Below are 20,627 nucleotides of genomic sequence, written 5' to 3'. Positions count from 1 at the left end.
CCCTTTAATATTCGTTCCAGTTCAATGCCACATCGTACATGGCGTCAATGTTCTCAAGGGGCGTATCCTGCTGGATACGGTGGCTTGGGCTGAAAAAATAGCCGCCGTCCTTCCCCAGCACAGAAAGCGTTTCCCTTGTGAGCTCACAAATCGCGTCCGGCCTGAGGTTGGGCAGATCCTGCTGGGTATCCATACCGCCGTGGAAGGTGAGCTTATCCCCGAATTTTTCCTTAAGCACATGAATGTCCATGTTTTTAGCCGAGGTCTGGATCGGGTCAAGAACCCGGACGCCCGCGTCGATAAAATCCGGGATCAGCGGCATAACAGAGCCGCAGGTATGGTAAATCAGCGTTGCGTTGTGGCTGTCCGCCATATCGCACAGCTCCTTGAGCCCAGGCGCAAAATAGGTCATAAAGACATCCCGGTTGATCATCAGGCTGTTTTGAGTCCCCATGTCATCCTTGTAAAAGATAAAGTCCATTTTCCCCTTGGACGCGGTGAGCAGCCGGTCATAATAGCCCACCCAGAAGTCTGTAATGCGCCGCACTGCTTCCTGCATCATTTCCTCCTCAGACATGAGCAGGATCATGGCATTTTCCATGCCGAAAAGATAGGTCAGCTGATGGAAAACCCCATGGTAGCCCTCGCAGTGGATACCCGGGCCGCAGATCGCGTAGCCCTCGTACCGGTCACACAGCCCTTCCACCACCGAGTAGTCATAGGCGTCGGGCGCCGGCCACTTATAGCTGAGCACCTTGTCCATATCGTCCTCGTCCTCCACGTCACCCAGAGGGTTGAGGTCTACATACAGGTCACGGCTGTGGCCGGTGACGCGCTCCCGGCGGCGCACCCCCCACTCGTCGTAAAAGGTGCCCTCCGCAGACTTTTCAAAGGCTGGCCCGGTGTAGGGCGGAATCACCTCTCTAAAGTCCACCTGATAGTATTCCAGCAGCTCGTCATAGCTTTTTCCATAGTATTTTCCTAAATTTTCTGCCACAATATCGGTTGACCGGAAATTAATGGGCGCCCGGTCCGGCCGTTCATGGTGCAGCGCCATCTGCACGCGTTCTCTCGAATTCACTTATGCTCACCCCTATTTGGTAAAATTATATTTGAATAACAGCTGATGATGGTCGTCCATTTCCTTTTTCAGGTTATCGTACACACGCTGCCAGATGCCGAAGAAATCCTGATACATTTCATGATTTTTCATATCCGGTTCAATGGTTTCAGTCACCTTGACAATATCCCTCGACATGGCGATAATGCTGTCGCATAGTCCGGCCCCCTTGGCGGCCAGAATCGCGTCGCCCAGCGGCGCGGCTTCATCCACATTGGTGGTGCTCAGCGGGATACCTGTGACATCGGCGGTAATGCGGTTCCAGAACCGGCTCTTGGTGGGGCCGCCGTTTAAGGTCAGCCCGTCGATCTTCGCGCCGGAGGCCTGGGCAATCTTAATGTTAGAGTACAGGTCAAAGGCTACGCCTTCCATAAGCGCGCGGATCATATCTTCACGGCTAGTGCTCAGGGTTACCCCGAAGAATACGCCCTTTGAGCTGGGGTTCCAGTGCGGTGAAAGGGTGTTCCCGAGGTAAGGCAGGTACAATAGCCCGCCGGCGCCCGGCTTAGTCTGGGCTGCCGCCTCGGCGTCATAGAGCCCGAAAACATTCTGTCCGGTCGATTTCGCAATGACCTGTTCATGACCGCCGAAGGTGCCGTTAAACCAGTTGAGCGACGCGCCGGTAAAGGCCATGGGCGCATCGAACATGGTCAGCCCTGGAATGACATGAGGCCATTTGAGAATCCGGAATTCTTCCTTGCGCTCCGGCGTGGGGATCATGATCCCCAGGTTGGAACCGGTACCCATGGAGTAATATGCCTGGTAGGCCTTGGTGACACCGCAGCCAAGAGCCGCCGAGCTGATATCTGTACCGCCGGCCACGACGACCGTGCCTTTCTTTAAGCCCGTTTCGGCAGCCGCCTCATCATCCACCGTGCCGACCACCTCGTCGCAGTCATAGATCTTTGGATATTTATCAATGGGGACGCCGATTTTTTCTGCCAGCTCCGCGTTCCACTCGCCCTTCTGGTAATCGAAAGGATAGAATAAACCCGCGTCTCCCTTATTGATGGTAAATTCCTTACAAAGCCGGTAGGTACAGTAGCCCGCGGGTGATAAAAGCTTATAGGTCTTGTTGAAAAGCCCGGGCTCGTGCTTTTTCATCCATAATGCCTTTGGCTCAATAAACCAGCAGGCAATACGGTTGCCATTGTTGTAGTTGATAACCTCCTCGCCCACACATTCACGAATTTCATGACATTCCTGCTCGGACCGGGCATCCATCCAGATCATCCCCGGGCGTACCGGACGGCCGTCCTTGTCAATGGGCAGCATAACGCCCACCAGACCGGAGAAGGCAACACCCGCAATATTTTCCGCCTCAATACCGCAGTCCAGGCACTGCCGGATGGCCGATTTAACCGCCGACCAGTAGCTGTCCCCCTCCTGCTCGGCATAGCCCGGCTTTGAAAGCAGCAGTGGATGGGTTTGGAAGCCCTTTGCCACGATCTGGTTGGTCCGGGTATCCAGCACCCGTGCCTTTACACTTGATGTGCCGATATCGATTCCTAATGTTAAATATCCCTTCATTTTTAAATCCCCTTATGTTTTTTATTAATACATCTTCCTTGGTACGTTTTGGAACATTCTGATCAGTTCGTTCTTTCAGATGTGTTTCTAACATCTTATGAACACATTTTAGTTTATTCTGACATGTTTGTCAACAGATTTTTTCAAATAATTTCGTTTTTACGATATTATTTGAAATATACAAGTTTATTCTTGACGCGTTTTGACATATTGTATAAAAATAAAAACCGCCGCGGAGCTCTCTGCTCCGTCAGCGGTTCGTGATGACCTCAACCTGCATTTCATCAAACGCTTTTTGATATTCCTCCGGATAACCGGCCGTGGTAATTATATGCCCAACAGCGTCAAACTCGCAGATTTTTCTGAAAGCGCGCTTATCAAATTTAGTCTCATCAGCCAGCACATAGGTTTTATCCGAAACCTTTAAGAGCATGGTGTATATCTCAGCAAGATAGTTGTTGTTGATGGTATACCCAAAATCCTCCGCCACGCCATTGACTGTGATAAAGGATTTCTCAATATAAATGTTCTTAAGGGTTTCCTGGGCAAAGGAGCCCGAGGTAAAATATTTTCTGCTTTCGATTTCCACATCGCCGCCCAGAAAGATCAGGCGGATATTAGGCTTAGGCGCCAGTTCCATAACCACGTTAAAGCTGTGCGTGACCACGGTTATGTTCTCAGCGGTGATAAATTTGCTCATCTGCCAGCAGCTGTTCCCGGCGCCAATGAATATAATATCGCCAGACTGCACCAGTCCCGCTGCCGCGTAGCCCACCTCGGTTTTCAGCCCGATCAGGTCATCGGCATTTTCATAAAACACCTGGTTGATCTGGGTATCGCTGAGCACCATGCCGCCGCGCTTTTTCTCAAGAAAACCCTGCTCCGCCAGCTTGTCCACATCCCTCCGGACCGTTGAAAGGCTGGCCGGCACCGCCTCGCACAGAGTCCTGTAATCCGCGCTCCGGTGCTCCAGCAAATATTTTTTTATTTTGTCAATTCTCTGCTCTTCAAACATGGGTTACCACCTGTCCGTTATAGTAAATTCATTCTAGCATTTTTTTGAAGGTAAGACAAGGGGAGGAAACATTTTAATGGCTTGTCTGAAACCGCCGCATTGACACCCAACTAAAGAAAGGCTATAATCAACTTGATTACATTTGTAAGATCAGGAGGTTTAATCATGAAAGAAAAACTCCCTCAAATATCCGAAGCCGAATTCGAGGTAATGCAGGTTATCTGGGATAATGCTCCCATCAATACTAACGAAATCGTCAGCCTGCTCAAAGATACCAGCGGCTGGAGCCCCAAAACCATCCAGACCATGCTTATCCGGCTCGAGAAAAAGGGCGCCATTACCCACGAAAAGGACGGCCGGGTCTATGTCTATTCTCCGATCATTCCAAAGGAGGACTATATTTCCCACGAGAGCCGCGCCTTTCTGAACAAGTTTTTCAACGGCGCGCTGGACCAGATGGTTGTCAGCTACCTTTCCCAGAATGATTTGTCACCGGAGGATATCGCCAGTCTCCGATCCATTTTAGACCAAAAGGCAAAGGACTGAGGCCGCATTATGTTTTTCCTCCGTTTTTTAGCCGGCAATATCTTCTGCGGACTGCTGATCTGTATCATCTCCGGTATCAAAAAGCTTCTTGGCCACAGGCTGACCCCCAGGCACCACTACTACATCTGGTTCGTCCTGTTAATCTCCCTGTGCCTTGTGTTCGTGCCCGATTCCTTCTTTAAAGCCTTTGATTTCTCCGGCTTTCCACTGCCCGGTCATATCACCGTAACCACAGGCGCCGCAGACGGCCCTACCGCCACACTGTCTGGGGCGTCTGGATGGATGCAGGACTTTTCTCAGTCTGTCAGCCGCGCTGACTCCGGCCAGCTTTCTCTCTGGATCACAGCGCTCTGGCTCTGCGGCGCCGCGCTCTCCGCAATGGCCTATCTGGCCGGAGCCCTCCGCCTGCGCCGGCTGAAAAGGCAGCTTTCCCCACCAAAGTCAGCGATTTCTCTTGCCTTCAAGCAGTGCCAGTCTGTCATTCCCTGCTGCGGCAGAGTAAGGCTTTGCCAGTCCGGCGGGATAAAAGGCCCTCTGACCTTTGGTCTGTTCACCCATTATCTTCTCCTGCCTGAGAGCATCGCGCAGCAGCTGACCCTCCCGGAAATAAAAAATATTCTGCTCCACGAGCTGTGCCATATCAAAAACAGAGATATACTTTTAAACCATCTGATCTGCGCGCTGCAGGCCCTCTACTGGTTTAACCCACTTGTCTGGTATGCCTTTTCCCGGCTGCGCAGAGACCGGGAGCTTTTCTGCGACAATTCGGTCCTGGCAAAGCTTCCCAGCGAAAAAGAACGTCTGGATTACGGCTATACCCTTCTCAATTTCGCCGGCAGCTCCGCCAGTGCTTTCAGCACCGCAAGCAGCGCCGGAGGAACAAAAAAACAGCTGCTGGAACGCATAATGGCGATCTCCCGCTACGAAAAAAGCAACCGAAAGAAGCGGTGTCAGAGCATCCTGGTGTGTCTGCTCACAGTCCTCATTGCACTGACACAGGTACCGCTTATGTCTGTCTTTGCCTCCGGCGCCGACCACTACGTGCCTCCCAAAGACATCACCCTGTCCACTGAGCATTTAGACACCTATTTGGGCAGTACGTCAGGCTGCTTTGTCCTATATGACCAGAGCCATGACCGTTATCAGGCCTGGCACCCCGAGAAAATAACCGAGCGCTCCGCCCCTTTTTCCACCTATAAAATCTACAGCGCCCTCAACGCCTTGGAGCAGGGTATTATCACGCCAGACGCCAACACCCTGGCATGGGACCAGCAGCCCTATCCCTTTGAAGCGTGGAATCAGGATCAGGATTTAGAAACCGCCATGAGCCACTCCGTCAACTGGTATTTTAGGCGGCTGGATGCGCAGGCCGGCCTCAGGGAACTCCGGCAGTTTTACCACTTCATCGCTTATGGAAACGCAGAGGTCGGCCATTCCACAGACGATTACTGGAATGCGTCCACCCTCAAAATATCCCCCCTGGAGCAGGTAGAGCTGCTAAAAAAGCTCCGTGAAAATGCATGGGGCTTTTCAGCCCAAAATATTGAAGCTGTTAAAAACGCCCTGCTTCTCTCCGACAGCCCAGACTGCCGTCTGTACGGCAAAACAGGGTCTGGAAGGGTGAACGGCCAGAATGTCAGCGGCTGGTTTGTCGGCTATGTCGAAACCCCAGATAACACCTATTATTTTGCCACCAGCCTTCAGGACAGCGCCAACGCCACCGGCCCTGCAGCAGCCCAGCTGACTCTTTCAATCCTGCAGGATATGGGTATTCTCCAATAAAGAAGGAGCGGTCATTTAAAAATGGCCGCTTAAGCATATCAAAAAATCTGAGAGACGAAGCCTTTTACCTAAGGAAGAAAAAAGCGTCGTGCGGCACGACTCCTGGCCGTTATCTGCTGCGCTTGGACCTTTTTGCTTATCTGGATAAAAGGCGCAGTCTCGGGCCGCGCCTCTTTTTGGACAGCATGACTTGACTTTTAATCTTACATATGTAATAATTTTTCTGTAAAATTCTTACATATGTAAGATTAAGGAGGCACCTCTTTGAAAAAGCTAAAGATTCTTTCCATATCCCTCTGTCTTGTTCTCCTGCTATCCGGCTGCTCAGCGCAGAACCTTACGCCGCGGTACAATCCATCCGAAACACAATCAAGCCCGGATTTCAGGCTTCTGAGCGCAGAAAAGCTGGACGATGAAACCTCCGGAAAAATCGAAAGGCGGTGTCTGGAAATCGCAGACCTCTACCAAAGCCAGTATCACGCCGCAAAAAAGGAAAAGCCCGAGCTCAACGAGGAACAGTCAAGCGTAAGCCATACCGATCTGGAAAAGATCAAGTCCATACTTCTTGAAGAAGGGATCTCCCTCATTGACGCAAACGGCGATGAAACCTCCACCCTGGTGAACCCCGAACCCTTTTCAGATTTCTGGAATAACGTCTCCACCCAGCAGGACGCAGAGCTCGAAGCCATTGCCCTCTCAGAATACGGTGGCTTTTATTACTATCTGTTCGCATACCACGGCGGCCAGCGGTATTTCGCCTACGCCAATCTGGAGTGGGACAGTGCGGGCCGTCCAAAGGTAAAGGATTTTCAGAAAACAAGCATTGACAGCTGGCTGTATACCGAAAACGGCAATTTCATGTACACCCGCACCACCGGCTGCGCCACCCCACATGTCTTTGAGAAAATGGGCCGCTACCAGCTGCTGCGCATCAAGCCTGTCCCCGACGCGCTGCTTCAGTACAGCCTCGCCTATATCGCGCCTGTTGGCTATAAGGGCAATAACCTGTTGATCAGCGGTTGGCGTGAGCCGGATTTTGACAACCTCAATTTCAATGACCTGCTGGAATATCTGAAAAAGCTTGGCACCGGCAGCTATCTCAGCCCAAAGGATTACCCCTTTGACGAGCAGGATGGTAATTTCTATATCCCCAGCGATGAATTTGAAGCCGTTATTCTGCCCTTTTTCAACATAACGGCCCCACAACTGAAAAAAGCGGCCTCCTATGATGAAGACCGCAGCGCCTACCCCTGGCAGGAGTATAAAGGCACCAATACCTACCCCAATCCATCCCTGTATCCCAATGTCACAGCCAGCCAGGAAAACAGCGATGGCACCCTGACCCTGACCGTAGACGCCATCTGCCCGGAAAAAAGCACCGACGCGCTCTTTACCCATATGCTTACCATCCGTCCTCTGGAGAACGGCGGCTTTCAATATGTTTCCAATATGATTACCGCCGGAAATCAAGAGGATATACCTGTTTATTTTCCGCGGGTTCGGGAGCAGAGGGAGGAGGGATTTAGAGATTATTGGTAGGTGGTATGACACACATAAATCAAACACATTATTCCGAGGTTGTAAAAAAGGATTCTATTGTCTCATAAAGGCGGTCAATGTCAACGGGCTTTGCCAGGTGACCATTCATACCAACTTCTTCCGCTTTTATAACATCCTCACGGAAAGCGTCTGCTGTCATGGCGATAATCGGGATTGTTTTTGCCTTAGAATGACCAGACTGGCGAATGGCTTCTGTTGCTTCATAGCCACCCATAACAGGCATCTGTACATCCATCAAAATCAGGTCGTAGGCGTCGCCGTTGACCAGGAACTGTTCAAGAGCTTCCTGTCCGTTGCACGCACAGTCAACCTCCATATCCATCATTTTCAGCAGCTCTACGGCAATCTCCCTGTTAAGCTCATTGTCTTCTGCCAATAACACGCGGCGACCTGTCAGAACCTGGTTCGATTCTTTCTCCCCTTGTCCTTTTAAAGTCCGGTCAACACCGGTCACTGTAAGAAGCGCATTATAAAGCGAAGAAGCAAAGACAGGCTTAGAAAGAAAAGCATTGGCGCCTGCTTCCCGGGCGCTCTGTTCGATGGCTGTCCAGTCATAGGCTGTAATGATAATAATGGTTGTTTCTGGTCCTACAAACTCACGAACACGCCGGGTGACTTCAATTCCGTCCATATCAGGCATCCTCCAGTCAATAAGACACACATCATACTCTTCCCCGGTTTTATAGGCAGTCAAAACCTCTTCCACACACGCTGACCCTGTCAACACCCAATGGGACAGAATCCCCATATTTTCCAGCAGAAGCGTGGTATGAATACAACAGTCCTGGTCATCATCGGCCACCAGAGCCTTAAGCGACTTCAGACTGGGATGAGAAATTTCTCCTGTTGTGGCCTCTGATTCAAAGCCTAACTCTACCGTAAAGGTACTTCCAATTCCCAATTCACTCACTACTGAAATAGTACCACCCATTAACGTGACTAAGTTTTTGCAGATTGACATTCCCAGACCCGTGCCGCCAAATTTCTGACTTGTGGCAGCGCTCTCCTGTTCAAAGGGCGTAAATATCCGATTTAAAAATTCCTTATCCATACCAATGCCGGTATCACTAACGGTAAAGCGCAGCCGAACACGCTTGTTTTTCTTTTGAATCTGCCGGATTTCCAGCCGGATAGAACCGCCATTTGGTGTGAATTTAAACGCATTGGAGAGAAGATTAATCAATATTTGATTCAAGCGCAGGGCGTCTCCGATGAGTATCGTATCCGTAAGATCGATTAAAGGCATGGAAAAAGCAATATCCTTTTCCACAGCCTGAGGATAGAATATGGACGTAATGGATTCTGCCACACTTTCCAGGTTAAAGGCTTCCTGGGCAATGGACATCTTGCCTTCGTCTATTTTAGACATGTCAAGCACGTCATTAATGAGGGTCATCAGGTGTTTGGAGGAAAAGCCAATCTTCTCCAGGCAATCCTCAACCCGTTTGCGATCTTCTATGTAAGCTCCCGCAATAGTGGTCATCCCTATAATAGCATTCATGGGGGTTCGGATCTCATGACTCATGCGGGAGAGAAAATTCTGCTTAGCGGCATTCGCGTTCTGGGCATTGGATAAAGCATCCCTGAGCGCCTGCTCTTTCATAATTTCTTCCGTTTGGTCAAAGAGCGAAACAATATAACGTACGATCTTGCCGCCACGTATTTCTGGATAACTCCGAAGCTTGAACCATCGTTTTTCTCTAGATGCAAGACGCATCCGAACATCGCCGCTCTTGTTGGCCTTTTCGCCACTCTGTCTGGTGAATTCAGCAAAAACAGCCTGATCCTCCTCGACCACCTGGCGTGCCAGCAATTGCTTATCCTTCATCAGCTCATCCTTTGTTATTCCAAGAATGCGCTCACAGTTGGCACTGACATACTCCAAGACTTTTTTCTCCTGGTCATAAATTAGAAAAACCTCATCTACATTAGCGGAGAGAACGTCAAATAAACGCTCGCGGTATTGAATCTCCCGAATATTTTTTCGCTCGCGCCAAAATGTAAACAGAAAATAAGCAGGCAGAAAAATAGTGAGTATCACCGCTGAAGTGATGGCTTTGAACGCTGTCTCCTCCGCTTTCTTCTCTAACCCTTGAATTTTTCCGTCTGCAAAAGAAACAATGACCGTTAACGCATCATTCACCGCGTCGTATTTGGGGTATATGTACTCCTCCACATACCGGGCAGTTTCCTCCCGGTTCATGGGAAGGATAAGAGGAAGGGCGTCGTTCTGTGCTTTTTCCAGGTTTTGCATCGCCTCTAACAGCTTGTCCGTGTCCTCAGCAGGCCCCAGATATTGATTCGTAATAATTTCAATAGCATCATACTGCATCGCGTACCGTTCAGCCAATAATTGTTGTATTGATTCCAAATCCGTCGAGGGTTCGGCAATAAAATTCAACAAAAATCCTTTCATATCTAATAACCGGGAACGCATTGCCCGTGACTCATTAGAAACGGTGTAAGGATGCTCGTAAATAATCGACGCCGTCTGCCGCAACTGATAGGTGGAAAAAATACTAAATGCGGACAGGCCAATTGCCAACACGCAAATTAACGCAATTCCAAGCTCTTTCATATTACTTCTGTTTTTAGGTCCATCCATTTAAAACTGCTCCTTTCCTTAAAACCCTTTTACCTCTCAAACTAATTTTGTTTAAACCTATATTGATGTATTTATCCACTAACTATTCTACCATACTTTCTTCACCTTGAGAGAAATAAAATAATGACAAATTAAAACGTCCCAGTGAATTTTCCCATTCAACAGGACGTTTTTTATTTGTCATTTACAACTATTCTAAACTCAACAGACGAACATAGGTAGTATCAGCCCAATAGCAAGGGACAATAAGCGTGCGCTAAAAAGCCCTTATGCTGACAGATATTTTTCTTTTGCTTCTATTCCCACTCTAGCCCTTTATAGTGCGTACGCATTCAAACAGTGATGTTTTATGTATTTGTAATACATATTTAAGGCAAAATTCACCTCGTATTTATGGTTCGCAAAGTTTTTGTAGCCAAAATGTAGCCAGTAATTTAAAAATAATATTGCATATCTCACTCACCTGTAAGCCACCGGCAATTACTCAAAAGTTACAATTTTTCATAAAAAACACTTGTCGCAATAAGGCAAGTGTTTTTTATATTGTTAAATTTTATCTCTAATTCTTCTAATTTTAAGCATGTGTCGTTTAGTCGCTTGAGTAATTGGTTCTTTGGGCTTTTGAGGAACTTCGACCTTATTTTTGCCTACATATTCGGGGTTGAAGATTTCATCTGCTTTTTGTACATAAGAAAAGAAATTACCGCTTTTATATGGATTATTTGGATTTTTCTTGATTACCTTCTGTGGCAATTTGGATTTATCATATTCACCATTTCTGCCTTTTTGTGTGTAAGTACGATAAAGATTTTCATAGCTCACCTTATTCTTCTTCTTGGTTACACCGCCACATTTTACAATGTGATTTAACTTTTTATACATCCTATAATAATATTTAGATATGGTCTTGGGACGTAAAGTAATCTCTTTGCCATCAAAAACAAAACCTAAGTAATCAATATACGATACAGACGGAGCATTAGGATTTGTATTGTTGGTAATTTGATTATTTCTATAAGAATAAATCTGTGTTTTCTTTTTTTCTAATGTTAAATGTTCGGTTTCGTAAACAACACCATGCATATATGTTTTGAGTTCATCCCATGTGATACCAGCTGCACTTGGTAAAATTATAATAAAATCATCGCTATATCTTAAATAGAGTCCATCAAACTTATGAATAAAATTATATAACTTCTTATCAAAATCTATCATATATACATTTGATAAAACTGCACTTATAGCTGAACCTTGAGGAATCCCAAAATTTTCTTTATGAGGCTTTATATAATCTTTTTTATTTTGCTTGAATTGTTCTTTTGTTAATGCTAATTTTTCAAACCTCTTTTTAGGATCTTCAATATTGAATCCATTTAGCTCTTTGATTTTACCATCAAAATATGTAATTAGTTCTCTTGCTTTTCGTGTGTTTCCATTCAATGCTACTTCATGGGCTGCCTGCTTTTGTGCAATGTCTTCATCCGTTATTAGTCCGTTAATTTTTAAAATATCAACTAAATCCCACATGGAGTATTTAGTAATATTTTTAAATACCGCATACCAGTCAGGAGATAGCGTTGAAGTACCGAGTACAGTGCATAGGTTCTGTTTAAGGGTTTTATGATCTAAATTATCGAAAAAGCCTTTAAAATCTCCCACGATGATATTACATTCAGCTTGCTTTATAAAGTCAAACGCCCTTTTTGCAAAATGGATATTATTTTGATGTAAATTCGTTCTGTATGCAACTACAGATGATGAAAAGCCTTGCTCATCTACATATTGATTATAATGCTCATTTAATAAAAATCCGTAGTATTGGTAAATGCAACGGTCAATATGAGAAGAATAACAAATAGGTCTGATTTTATCTTTAATTTTTACTTCTCTTTGTTTTTTTGGAAGTCTAACAATTGAATTTGTTTCTTTGTCGACATATTCACCACTTGCTTTATATGCTTTGTAAAACACTTTATCATAGTGGATAAAAGGAAAAAAACTATGCTTTGCGACATTATCGGGGTTGGCAATGTAGTCCCATGCGGAGTTCAGCCCAAATTTTGTATCAAAGTGAGCATATCCAGCTGGACTACTATTTTCTTTTTTCCATTTTTCCAATCTCTCTTTGTTTATTTCCATGAAGAACCCCTTTATATATCGCAATACCCTCGCAGCTTACGGAGGACAGTGTTCCGAAAATTGCTGCAAGGGTATAAGATTAACTTAATATTCACTTTTACTCGAACGAGCTGTTATATGTGGCTATCAACTGTCCAAAATCTGCGTTAATCAATAATTATGTTATAATAAATATAACTACAACTATGGAGGTATTTAATATGATAATTCAACAATTCTGCTTCTTTCTTCCTTTATTGGTTGAAATAATACAGCTGAACAGCATTCTTACGAATGTATTCACTGGAGTTATCGCGTGCATTGCACAAGAAATGATTGCATTAGCAGTCGAAAATACAATAATGTATATTCGAAAGAATGCTGTTCAGCTCTTGACAATAATACCCTTCCCTTACACCGTATGTCGTATAAGGCTATTCTAAGTATATTCCCAATATCATAAATTGTCAAGATTTGAAGATATTTTTCACTCTCCACTCGATGCTCTCTTTAGAGGTGTGACATTTTTGTTTTATTGCCTGTATCACACATTCTTTTTCGGCTTTAAATAAATCATCATAGGTTATAGTATTATCTTTGTAAAAAAGAGAACGAGCCGCAGGCAGACACGCATTTACCGTTTCTATTACTAACTTTTTAGGCATAAGAAAAGCTGCTGCAAATACATTAGCTTCTGTTTCTTGTGGGTCTTTTTGTTCTGATTTTGTATGAACTTCTTCTGTGATAATATCGCTTTTAAGATTATGATGTAACGAAAAGTGTCCAAGCTCATGAGCCTTTGTGAATAGAATCCGTTCCGGGCTTAAATCTGCGTTATAAGCAATAAACTTTTCTTTACCATTATCCCCAAATCGTCCTAAAAAGTTTTTATCTGATAAATTATATAGCGGTATTATATCTATTTTACAACAATCAAAAATTACGTCAATACCGCTATAAGGTGCATCGTAACATTGATGCACCTTTAAATAATTTTCAGCAGTCATTTCAATTTGCCAAAATGGCTTAGTTTTTCTTGTCATAGTATGCCTGTACCTGTTCCAAAACCTTTTCCATTGTTTCGGGCTTTACACTATCGCTATCTCTTGCAGCCATTCCAAAAGAAGATACATCAACTCTATGTTTTGTTTCGTCAATCTCTACCGTTACAAATGGAATAACATTATCTTTATTTTCTGTTGTGGCGGTTACCTTTGGCAGTTTTTTGCCCTCTGCCAATACATTGACCAGCGCAAACAGTTTTTCAATACGCTCCACAATGCGTTGTTGTTCGGAGAGTGGTGGCAATGCAACAAATGCATACAATAATATGCTTTGATTTATTTTTTTCATAGTATCGGATGTTCCAGTAGCATTTTCACGAAAATATTGCCGTATAAAAGGGCTTGAAAGTAGGTAGTGCATATAATTAATATCTACTTTATCAATAAAACATAGTTTCATCATTAAATCAGGATAAATATAATTCTCTAAACTCTCGGGGCATATACAAGAAACGCCTACATAGTCAAGAGAATTACTCCTCTGTACTAATATATCACCTTTGTTCACTCTTAAATTGCTTTTAATTTCAGTGTCAGGCACAAAATATTTATATTTTGTCGAGTCAAACACTCCAGACGTAGTAGCCGATAAAGTCAAAACTCTATCGCTTGTTTCGTAATCCACACCTTGAGGTGAGTATCCATTGCTTGGTGCTTCTCTTAATAGTTGGTGAAGATATACCCATATCCAACTCTCCGGAATATCAAAAGGTTGCTCATAATCATTAACAACTGACAGAGGCTTATATTTTTTTATTTTCCCCGCTTTAGCTAAAAGTTCTTGTTCTGATTTTATTCTTTTAATCAACTCATTGGCTGACTCTTCTGTACTAATTTGTGGTACAAGTTTTCCTTGTATAGCATACTGTAAAATAGATTTTTTAAGTTTTACTGGAAATTCTATTTCTAATTTTTCTAGCTCAATTTCCTTTTTCTCGTATTCATCTACTATTGACATAAGTTCTTCTATTCGAGCAACTATTCGCAGTTGTTCATCAAGTGGTGGAAGTGCTAAATATAAGGTTTTAAGTGTATTTACACCAACACCACCTATCATTCCAGATTTGTTGTCCTTAAAGTTATCAGTAAATGTTGGAGTCCTTAAATAGTAAAATAAATAAAGATAACTAATTTGTATACTTTCAAAACAGCAAAGTTTATTTCCAAAGCAAACATTCTCTTTGAGCAAACCTATTTTCCTGCCAGCGCTGCCACCTTCAATACATAATAATATTGAGCCGATTTTTGCAATTCGAAAATTAGTGTCAAAAGGAATTTTAATTCCATTTTCATAATCAATAGTTGTATTAAATCCAATATCCTTTGTAGCTATATAATTATAACCTTCATTTAGATTTGTGTATTTCTTTTTCTTTTCTTGTGCATTAATGCTATTACCAGTATATAGTACAGCACAGTCTGAAAATCTTACCCACTCCCAACTCTCAGGAATATCAAAAGGCTTCTCCTCTTCTGTGATAGGTGGTAATGACTTTTCTTTTTTAATTTTACCTTGTTTGATGAGTTCTTGCTTTTCTGTTTTTATCTTTTTGAGCAGCTCGCTTGCAGGTTCTTCTGTATCAATTTGTGGTACAAGTTTGCCCTGTATTGCATACTGCAAAATCGATTTTCTTAATTGCTCGGCTTTCATCGTTTATTCCCCCAAAATGCTTTTTATTTTTGAAAGAATATCGTCAATTCCCTCGTTTAGACCCTGTCGTCTTTCCATATATTCATTGATTAAAACTTCCGGCTCTAAAATTTCTTCCACCTTATTTGGAAAACCACAAAGGTCAAAACTATAGTTTAAGTCTTCAAGTTCTTTTCTTGTATAAGCACGAGATTTAAAGTTTCCGTCCTCATCGCAAATTTCGGCACGATTATTCCACCAATCACGTACTACATCAAAATGCTTTGTACTTATTGGCTTTGTTTTGCTAAATGCCTTATAACCCTCGGGTAAGTCCATACGATAAAACCAAGTTTGTTCTGTTCCATTTCCATTTTTGGTAAAGAACAATACATTTGTTGTAATGGAAGTATACGGAGCAAAGACACTCTTTGGCAATCTAATAATGGTGTGCAGATTAAATTCATTCAAAAGCATTTTTTTGATAGCTGTTTTTGCTCCATCATCACCAAATAAAAAACCGTCAGGAAGAACAACGCCACATTTACCGTTTAATCTGAGCTTGTGCAAAATAAGCGACATAAATAAATCGGCTGTTTCACTGCTTCTGTGTTCCGCTGGAAAGTTAGTTTTCACAATATCATCTTCTGCACCGCCGTAAGGTGGATTCATTACTATGATATCGACTAAATCCCTATCTTCATATTCACGAACATTGGATTTTAAGGAGTTGTCATAGCTGATGTTAGGCTCGTCCACATCGTGCAAAATAAGGTTAGTCAACCCCAAAGAATATGGGAAAGACTTTTTCTCCACACCAATCAGACTGTTATTGATAATGTTCCTGTCTTCCGGATTTTCTCTGTGCGCATATTTGTTTTCTAAGTATTTAAGGCAAGATACAAGAAAGCCACCTGTACCACAAGCGAAATCTCCCACAGTTTGTCCAAGCTCAGGGTCAACCATTTCCACAATAAAATCTGTCAATGCTCGTGGGGTATAGAACTCACCACCATCACGCTTGCTGTCCTGCAAATCCTTTAGCATACCCTCATACATATCACCAAATTCGTGTGCATCTGTATAATCAGTAAAATCAATTTCATTGAAAGCATTTATCATTTGACGGAGTTTAACACCGTCTTTCATATAGTTGGCAGCATCTTCGAATATATATTTTACTATTTTGTGCTTTTTAGGCGTGTGTTCATCAATCTCAAGATTTTTAAGTGTTCTGAAAAGGTCATTATTTACAAATGAAATTAAATCATCGCCCGTTAAGGCTTTGCCATCGTTTTGGTCTTCAGCCCAGTTTCTCCATTTCAATGCATTGGGAATGATTGAAATATAATCGTCTGTTATTTCCCATTCTTCCTCTTTAGCATCATATATTTTAAGAAAAATCATCCATACAATTTGTCTTAAATACTGTACTTTTCCGGAGAGGTCATCTCCTCTCATAATATTTTCAAGCCTTTTAATCAGTGTTTCCATTGACATGGGATATCCTCCTATTTATAAAGCTCCTTTACAATCGCTTTCAGAACTTCATTATATTTTTCTTTTCCACCAAACAAGCGAACAGTTTTAACAATTCCACCAAATTGATTGAAATTTGAGAGCTTTAAAACATCGTTTCTCTCGATTGCAAAGACATCGTTTTTAATGTAGATACTAAGTAATTCTTCCATTATGGACTGTTTAACTTTATCCAAACTTTGAAAATAACTGCTATTTTTTACATTTTCAGCCCGTTCGCTTTTAAGTTTTGCATCTTTTCCATAAGCCACCATTAAAATAATATCGTACAGGTCAACGTCTTGTCCTACACTTTCATAGAACTTGGTAAAATCAATTCCTCGTTCTTCAAAATAGTTGTTAATTGCCAATTTATCTTCTTGTACCCACGCGTGGTGAAATTCACTTTCAGATGGATATTTGTCTAAAATAATTTTCTTAAATGCATCTTTATGATTTACAATCAACTTACCGTTTACACTATAAAGAAGTTCAACTTCACTGATGATTTTTGCAATTACATCATCTACACGATATTTCTTATGTGTTTCTTCCTCTTCAAAGTCATCATCATCTTCTTCGAGAATGTCTTGTTCCTTTGGCAAAGGTTTATCGTCTTCTACATCGTATACGGAAGATGCAGGTCCATCAAATTCAGGGTCTGAAAATTTCATTGTAGCTTTTCTAAAGTCCAAAATCGTGAAATATCGTTTATCTCTATCCCATACAAGCCTTGTCCCACGACCAATAATTTGTTTGAATTTGGTCATAGAGCCAATAACACTGTCCAATACAATAACCTTACACATTTTGCAGTCAACACCTGTAGACATAAGTTCCGCTGTTGTGACAATGGTAGGGTATTTTGAATTGTTATCTATAAAGTTTTCAAGCTGTTTTTTTCCAAGTTCATCGCTGCCTGTAATTCTCATTACATACCTATCATCAACAGCACAAAGGTCTGTGTTTTCATTTACTAAAGCTTGACGCATTCTTCCTGCGTGGTCTTCATCAACACAAAATACAATGGTTTTGTTATATCTATCTGTTTGCTTCAAATATTCGGTAATGCGTTTGGCAACAGCTTTGGTACGGTCATCAATGATAAGTTTTCTGTCAAAATCCTTGGAGGTATAAACACGATGTTCAATTTCTTGCCCGTAAATATCAGTCTTGCCATCTTCCGGTTCATATCCTTCTAAATCTTTATCAATACCAACTCTTAAAACACGATAAGGGGCTAAGAAGCCATCATCAATGCCCTCTTTAAGCGAGTAAGTATAGATGGCTTCTCCAAAATAGTTGCTATTGTGTACATCGCCTTCTTCTTTTGGAGTTGCTGTCATACCAATATGGATTGCTCCGCTAAAATAGTCTAATATTTTTCGCCATCTGCTGTTGTCCTTTGCGCTACCTCTATGGCACTCATCTATAATCACAAGGTCAAAGAAATCAGGTGAAAATTGCAAGTAAGCTTCTTCATCTTCATCGCCACTCAGCTGATGATACAAAGACATGAAAATGTCATAGGCACTATCTAAGGTCTTATTGGTTACTTTAGTAATAATGTTTTTATTGGCAAATGGTGCAAAGTCATTTAAAATGGTTTGGTCAATTAAAATATTTCTGTCAGCTAAGTATAAAACCTTTTTCACTTTTTTGGCTGTATATAGTCTATGTACAATTTGAAAAGCGGTAAAAGTCTTACCTGTTCCTGTTGCCATTACAAGCATAATTCGCTTTTGATTATTTGCAACTGTTTCGACAGTTCTATTAACAGCAATTCTTTGATAATAACGAGGAGACTTGCTATTATCAGCATAATAGTAAGGTTGCTTTATAATAGCTTGCACATCTTTATCGATAGATTTAAATGTTATATATCTATCCCAAAGTTCTTCTTGTGTGGGAAATTCATCTAATGGCAAAGTCATTTCTTCCCCTGTAAGCATATTATGCTCACAGAAACCCTCTCCATTTGTTGAATAAGCAAAGGGAATATCTAAAATCCTTGCATAATCAATGGCTTGCTGAATGCCATCTTCAATACTATGTTCGCCATCTTTTGCTTCTACTATAGCAATGGGGAAGTTATTATGATGGTATAAAAGATAATCCGCTTTTTTGCGAGTACCTCTTTTTGCCTTTTTACCTTTAATTATTACTTTTCCATCAGTGAAAAAGTATTCCATCCACATTTGTTTCTTTTCCCAACCGGATTGCTCAATAGAAGGTGTAATAAATCTATTCTTTATATCTTCTTCAGTTAATTTTGGCATGCCGCATCCTCCCTTCTATGAAATTTTCAAGATAAAAAATCAATTAGAGTTTTATCTACATCATTTTCTTTAGCTAAGCTAATAATCGTTATTGTAGCCAATCTATTTGGCACAGCTCTGCCATTTTCCCATCTATTGACCGTAGAAAAACTGACATGAAGTTTTTCGGCAAAAGCTACCTGTGATAAACCGAGAGCCGTTCTAATTTCCTTAATCACTTCGTTTATTTTCATATAGATACACCTCACTAATACACAGTATAGCACAAGCTATATAGCGTTGTCTATAAACGCTTTTCTACTTTAACAAAAATAAAAAATTCAAACACTAAATAAGCAAAGGTACTCCAGCAATAATAGGCTGGTTTATACATTAACTACACGAATTCTCACATCCTTGGCAAGCAATGCAGCGGTATATACCTTCTGCCATTTTGCTTGTTGGGATTTCTCCAAAACCCTAGTAAAATCACATCATAAATGATGTGGCAACGCTCCTGCCGGAGCTTATAAAAAACACAGGAAGTTACCTTGCTTCCTGTGTTTTTTCTTGTGCTCTTTTAGGTGGTTTAATGTTTAAAATCGACTCAACATTTGCCTTTATGGTTACGATTTCCTGCATATCTTTTTTGCTTTTTTATACATAGTATAAGCATGGCTTTTATCGATGAATAGCAGTTGTTCCTGTGTTTGAAGTGACTTGATTGACGGTAGCTTTTGCAGTTTCAATTTATCAAAATGTGCCTTTGCAGCTTTATGTAAAATCAGTTCACCCTCATATTTTGCATACACCTTTTTTGAATGACCGGACTGTTTATATTCAGCATAGGTATCTTTGGTTTTCATGTAGTTGATGATATTATTTTTCAGCTCTTTTATTTCACTAAGCTGCTTTTCCGTTGTCTTAATTTCTGCCGATACTATATCAAATTCACTTGTAATTTCATCAGCTTTGACAGACAGCTTTTCATAATCCAAAAGGTTATTTTCTTTTAAATAATTTATGCTTTGTGCCATCTGTTTTAGGTTGAAAACCTTAGCCCACTGATCATATCCTGCTCCCTTACCTTGTTGCAATTTTGCCTGAATATCCACAAACATATCGACTGCTTTTTCTTGCCTTTGTGGTTTTGATTTATGTGCTGATTTCACACTGATAACCGCTTTAATTTCATCTTCTGAATACCCATTACCAAGAAATTTTAAACGGATAAACTTCTTTTGCTCTTTACCTTTAAAAGCAAGATGTTTTCCTGTTTTAATCTCATAACCTGCACTTTGCATTTCAAAAAGAAAGCTATTAAAATCTATGGGCTTTTGTGACAACGCATCATCTATTACTTGACGCATTTTATCCGAATAGGTAAGGGGTTTCCTGTCGCCTAGCCAATCCCCATAATGCCCTTTAGACGACTTAGGATTTTCAATAATAGACAGTCCGTTTTCAAGACACAGCTTGTCGGATATTTTTCTTATTGCAAAGCTGCTACCCCAAAAGTTGCGAAACTTTTTGTTACAATCCAAGTCAGTGGAATTAAAGATAATATGCGAGTGAATATGTTGTTTATCAATATGGGTACAAACGATAAAAGCGTGCTTCCCTTTGGTTAATGACATGGCAAGGTCATAGCCGTTTTTATTTGCTGTCTGTGGGGCAATTTCATTTGGTTTAAAGCTTTGCCTTAGATGATAGGCAATTACGTCTTTATCGCCTTGTGTTCTGCCTGTAATGCTTGTATATTGGCTTTTACTCTTGCTCTGCAATAAGCGGATCGCAAGCGTAGGAAGATATAAGCTCGCCATCATCGGTCTTATTTGGATTTTCTACATAGTCGATACTTCTACCAAGTGCCGATACTAT

General features: G+C 42.0%; 14 protein-coding genes. 3 read left to right on the top strand and 11 right to left on the bottom strand.

The genetic code is table 11. The annotated features are described in order from the left end of the window. Window positions 1-4: 4 nt before the first annotated feature. The 3 genes from I2B62_RS20585 to I2B62_RS18745 form a co-directional block, all read right to left on the bottom strand. Entirely contained in the window at window positions 5-1,081 is a 1,077-nt protein-coding gene (locus I2B62_RS20585; RefSeq protein WP_195270557.1) for a uroporphyrinogen decarboxylase family protein, read from the bottom strand. Window positions 1,082-1,093: 12 nt separating this feature from the next. After that, on the bottom strand, window positions 1,094-2,650 hold the full coding sequence (locus tag I2B62_RS18750; protein ID WP_195270556.1) for an FGGY family carbohydrate kinase: 1,557 nt from the start codon (window positions 2,648-2,650) through the stop codon (window positions 1,094-1,096). Between the two features lie 250 nt (window positions 2,651-2,900). Then, entirely contained in the window at window positions 2,901-3,665 is a 765-nt protein-coding gene (locus I2B62_RS18745) for a DeoR/GlpR family DNA-binding transcription regulator (RefSeq protein ID WP_195270555.1), read from the bottom strand. 165 nt (window positions 3,666-3,830) lie between these two features. Here I2B62_RS18745 and I2B62_RS18740 point away from each other — a divergent pair, with 165 nt between their 5' ends. The 3 genes from I2B62_RS18740 (at window position 3,831) to I2B62_RS18730 (ending at window position 7,532) form a co-directional block, all read left to right on the top strand. Beyond that, the gene (locus tag I2B62_RS18740; RefSeq protein ID WP_195270554.1) at window positions 3,831-4,211 is read left to right on the top strand and encodes a BlaI/MecI/CopY family transcriptional regulator; all 381 of its coding nucleotides are present in this window, start codon (window positions 3,831-3,833) and stop codon (window positions 4,209-4,211) included. Window positions 4,212-4,220: 9 nt separating this feature from the next. Beyond that, window positions 4,221-5,993 (top strand): BlaR1 family beta-lactam sensor/signal transducer, encoded by a 1,773-nt coding sequence (locus I2B62_RS18735; RefSeq protein WP_195270553.1) that lies wholly within the window; start codon window positions 4,221-4,223, stop codon window positions 5,991-5,993. Window positions 5,994-6,257: 264 nt separating this feature from the next. Then, a complete protein-coding gene (locus I2B62_RS18730; protein ID WP_195270552.1) occupies window positions 6,258-7,532 on the top strand; it encodes a DUF6070 family protein in 1,275 nt (424 codons plus the stop codon). 28 nt (window positions 7,533-7,560) lie between these two features. On the opposite strand, the gene I2B62_RS18725 is transcribed toward I2B62_RS18730, so the two are convergent. The 8 genes from I2B62_RS18725 to I2B62_RS18690 all read right to left on the bottom strand — a co-directional run bounded on the left by I2B62_RS18725 (window position 7,561) and on the right by I2B62_RS18690 (window position 20,572). Then, window positions 7,561-10,158 (bottom strand): response regulator, encoded by a 2,598-nt coding sequence (locus tag I2B62_RS18725; RefSeq protein ID WP_243259614.1) that lies wholly within the window; start codon window positions 10,156-10,158, stop codon window positions 7,561-7,563. A gap of 546 nt (window positions 10,159-10,704) precedes the next feature. Further along, window positions 10,705-12,297 (bottom strand): reverse transcriptase/maturase family protein, encoded by a 1,593-nt coding sequence (locus I2B62_RS18720; RefSeq protein WP_195270551.1) that lies wholly within the window; start codon window positions 12,295-12,297, stop codon window positions 10,705-10,707. Window positions 12,298-12,743: 446 nt separating this feature from the next. After that, the gene (locus tag I2B62_RS18715) at window positions 12,744-13,319 is read right to left on the bottom strand and encodes an ImmA/IrrE family metallo-endopeptidase (RefSeq protein WP_195270550.1); all 576 of its coding nucleotides are present in this window, start codon (window positions 13,317-13,319) and stop codon (window positions 12,744-12,746) included. After that, entirely contained in the window at window positions 13,303-14,991 is a 1,689-nt protein-coding gene (locus I2B62_RS18710) for a restriction endonuclease subunit S (protein ID WP_195270549.1), read from the bottom strand. The genes I2B62_RS18715 and I2B62_RS18710 overlap by 17 nt, the downstream gene beginning before the upstream one ends. 3 nt (window positions 14,992-14,994) lie before the next feature. Further along, window positions 14,995-16,470 (bottom strand): class I SAM-dependent DNA methyltransferase, encoded by a 1,476-nt coding sequence (locus I2B62_RS18705; protein ID WP_195270548.1) that lies wholly within the window; start codon window positions 16,468-16,470, stop codon window positions 14,995-14,997. Window positions 16,471-16,481: 11 nt separating this feature from the next. Beyond that, a complete protein-coding gene (locus tag I2B62_RS18700; protein ID WP_195270547.1) occupies window positions 16,482-18,767 on the bottom strand; it encodes a type I restriction endonuclease subunit R in 2,286 nt (761 codons plus the stop codon). Window positions 18,768-18,793: 26 nt separating this feature from the next. Next, a complete protein-coding gene (locus I2B62_RS18695) occupies window positions 18,794-19,000 on the bottom strand; it encodes a helix-turn-helix domain-containing protein (protein ID WP_195270546.1) in 207 nt (68 codons plus the stop codon). Window positions 19,001-19,372: 372 nt separating this feature from the next. Further along, complete coding sequence (locus tag I2B62_RS18690) at window positions 19,373-20,572, bottom strand: relaxase/mobilization nuclease domain-containing protein (protein WP_347707842.1); 1,200 nt, start codon at window positions 20,570-20,572, stop codon at window positions 19,373-19,375. Window positions 20,573-20,627 lie beyond the last annotated feature (55 nt).

It is taken from the genome of Eubacterium sp. 1001713B170207_170306_E7 (assembly GCF_015547515.1).
Classification (GTDB): Bacteria; Bacillota; Clostridia; order Eubacteriales; family Eubacteriaceae; genus Eubacterium.
The sequence above is the reverse complement of the archived record's forward strand: the minus strand, read 5'-3'. Positions and strand labels throughout refer to the sequence as shown.

Coding starts and splice junctions, on each gene's coding strand:
- I2B62_RS18750 (WP_195270556.1), bottom strand. CDS start 2,650: ATGAAGGGATATTTAACATTAGGAATCGATATCGGCACATCAAGTGTA.
- I2B62_RS18745 (WP_195270555.1), bottom strand. CDS start 3,665: ATGTTTGAAGAGCAGAGAATTGACAAAATAAAAAAATATTTGCTGGAG.
- I2B62_RS18740 (WP_195270554.1), top strand. CDS start 3,831: ATGAAAGAAAAACTCCCTCAAATATCCGAAGCCGAATTCGAGGTAATG.
- I2B62_RS18735 (WP_195270553.1), top strand. CDS start 4,221: ATGTTTTTCCTCCGTTTTTTAGCCGGCAATATCTTCTGCGGACTGCTG.
- I2B62_RS18725 (WP_243259614.1), bottom strand. CDS start 10,158: ATGGATGGACCTAAAAACAGAAGTAATATGAAAGAGCTTGGAATTGCG.
- I2B62_RS18720 (WP_195270551.1), bottom strand. CDS start 12,297: ATGGAAATAAACAAAGAGAGATTGGAAAAATGGAAAAAAGAAAATAGT.
- I2B62_RS18715 (WP_195270550.1), bottom strand. CDS start 13,319: ATGACAAGAAAAACTAAGCCATTTTGGCAAATTGAAATGACTGCTGAA.
- I2B62_RS18710 (WP_195270549.1), bottom strand. CDS start 14,991: ATGAAAGCCGAGCAATTAAGAAAATCGATTTTGCAGTATGCAATACAG.
- I2B62_RS18705 (WP_195270548.1), bottom strand. CDS start 16,470: ATGTCAATGGAAACACTGATTAAAAGGCTTGAAAATATTATGAGAGGA.
- I2B62_RS18700 (WP_195270547.1), bottom strand. CDS start 18,767: ATGCCAAAATTAACTGAAGAAGATATAAAGAATAGATTTATTACACCT.
- I2B62_RS18695 (WP_195270546.1), bottom strand. CDS start 19,000: ATGAAAATAAACGAAGTGATTAAGGAAATTAGAACGGCTCTCGGTTTA.
- I2B62_RS18690 (WP_347707842.1), bottom strand. CDS start 20,572: ATGATGGCGAGCTTATATCTTCCTACGCTTGCGATCCGCTTATTGCAG.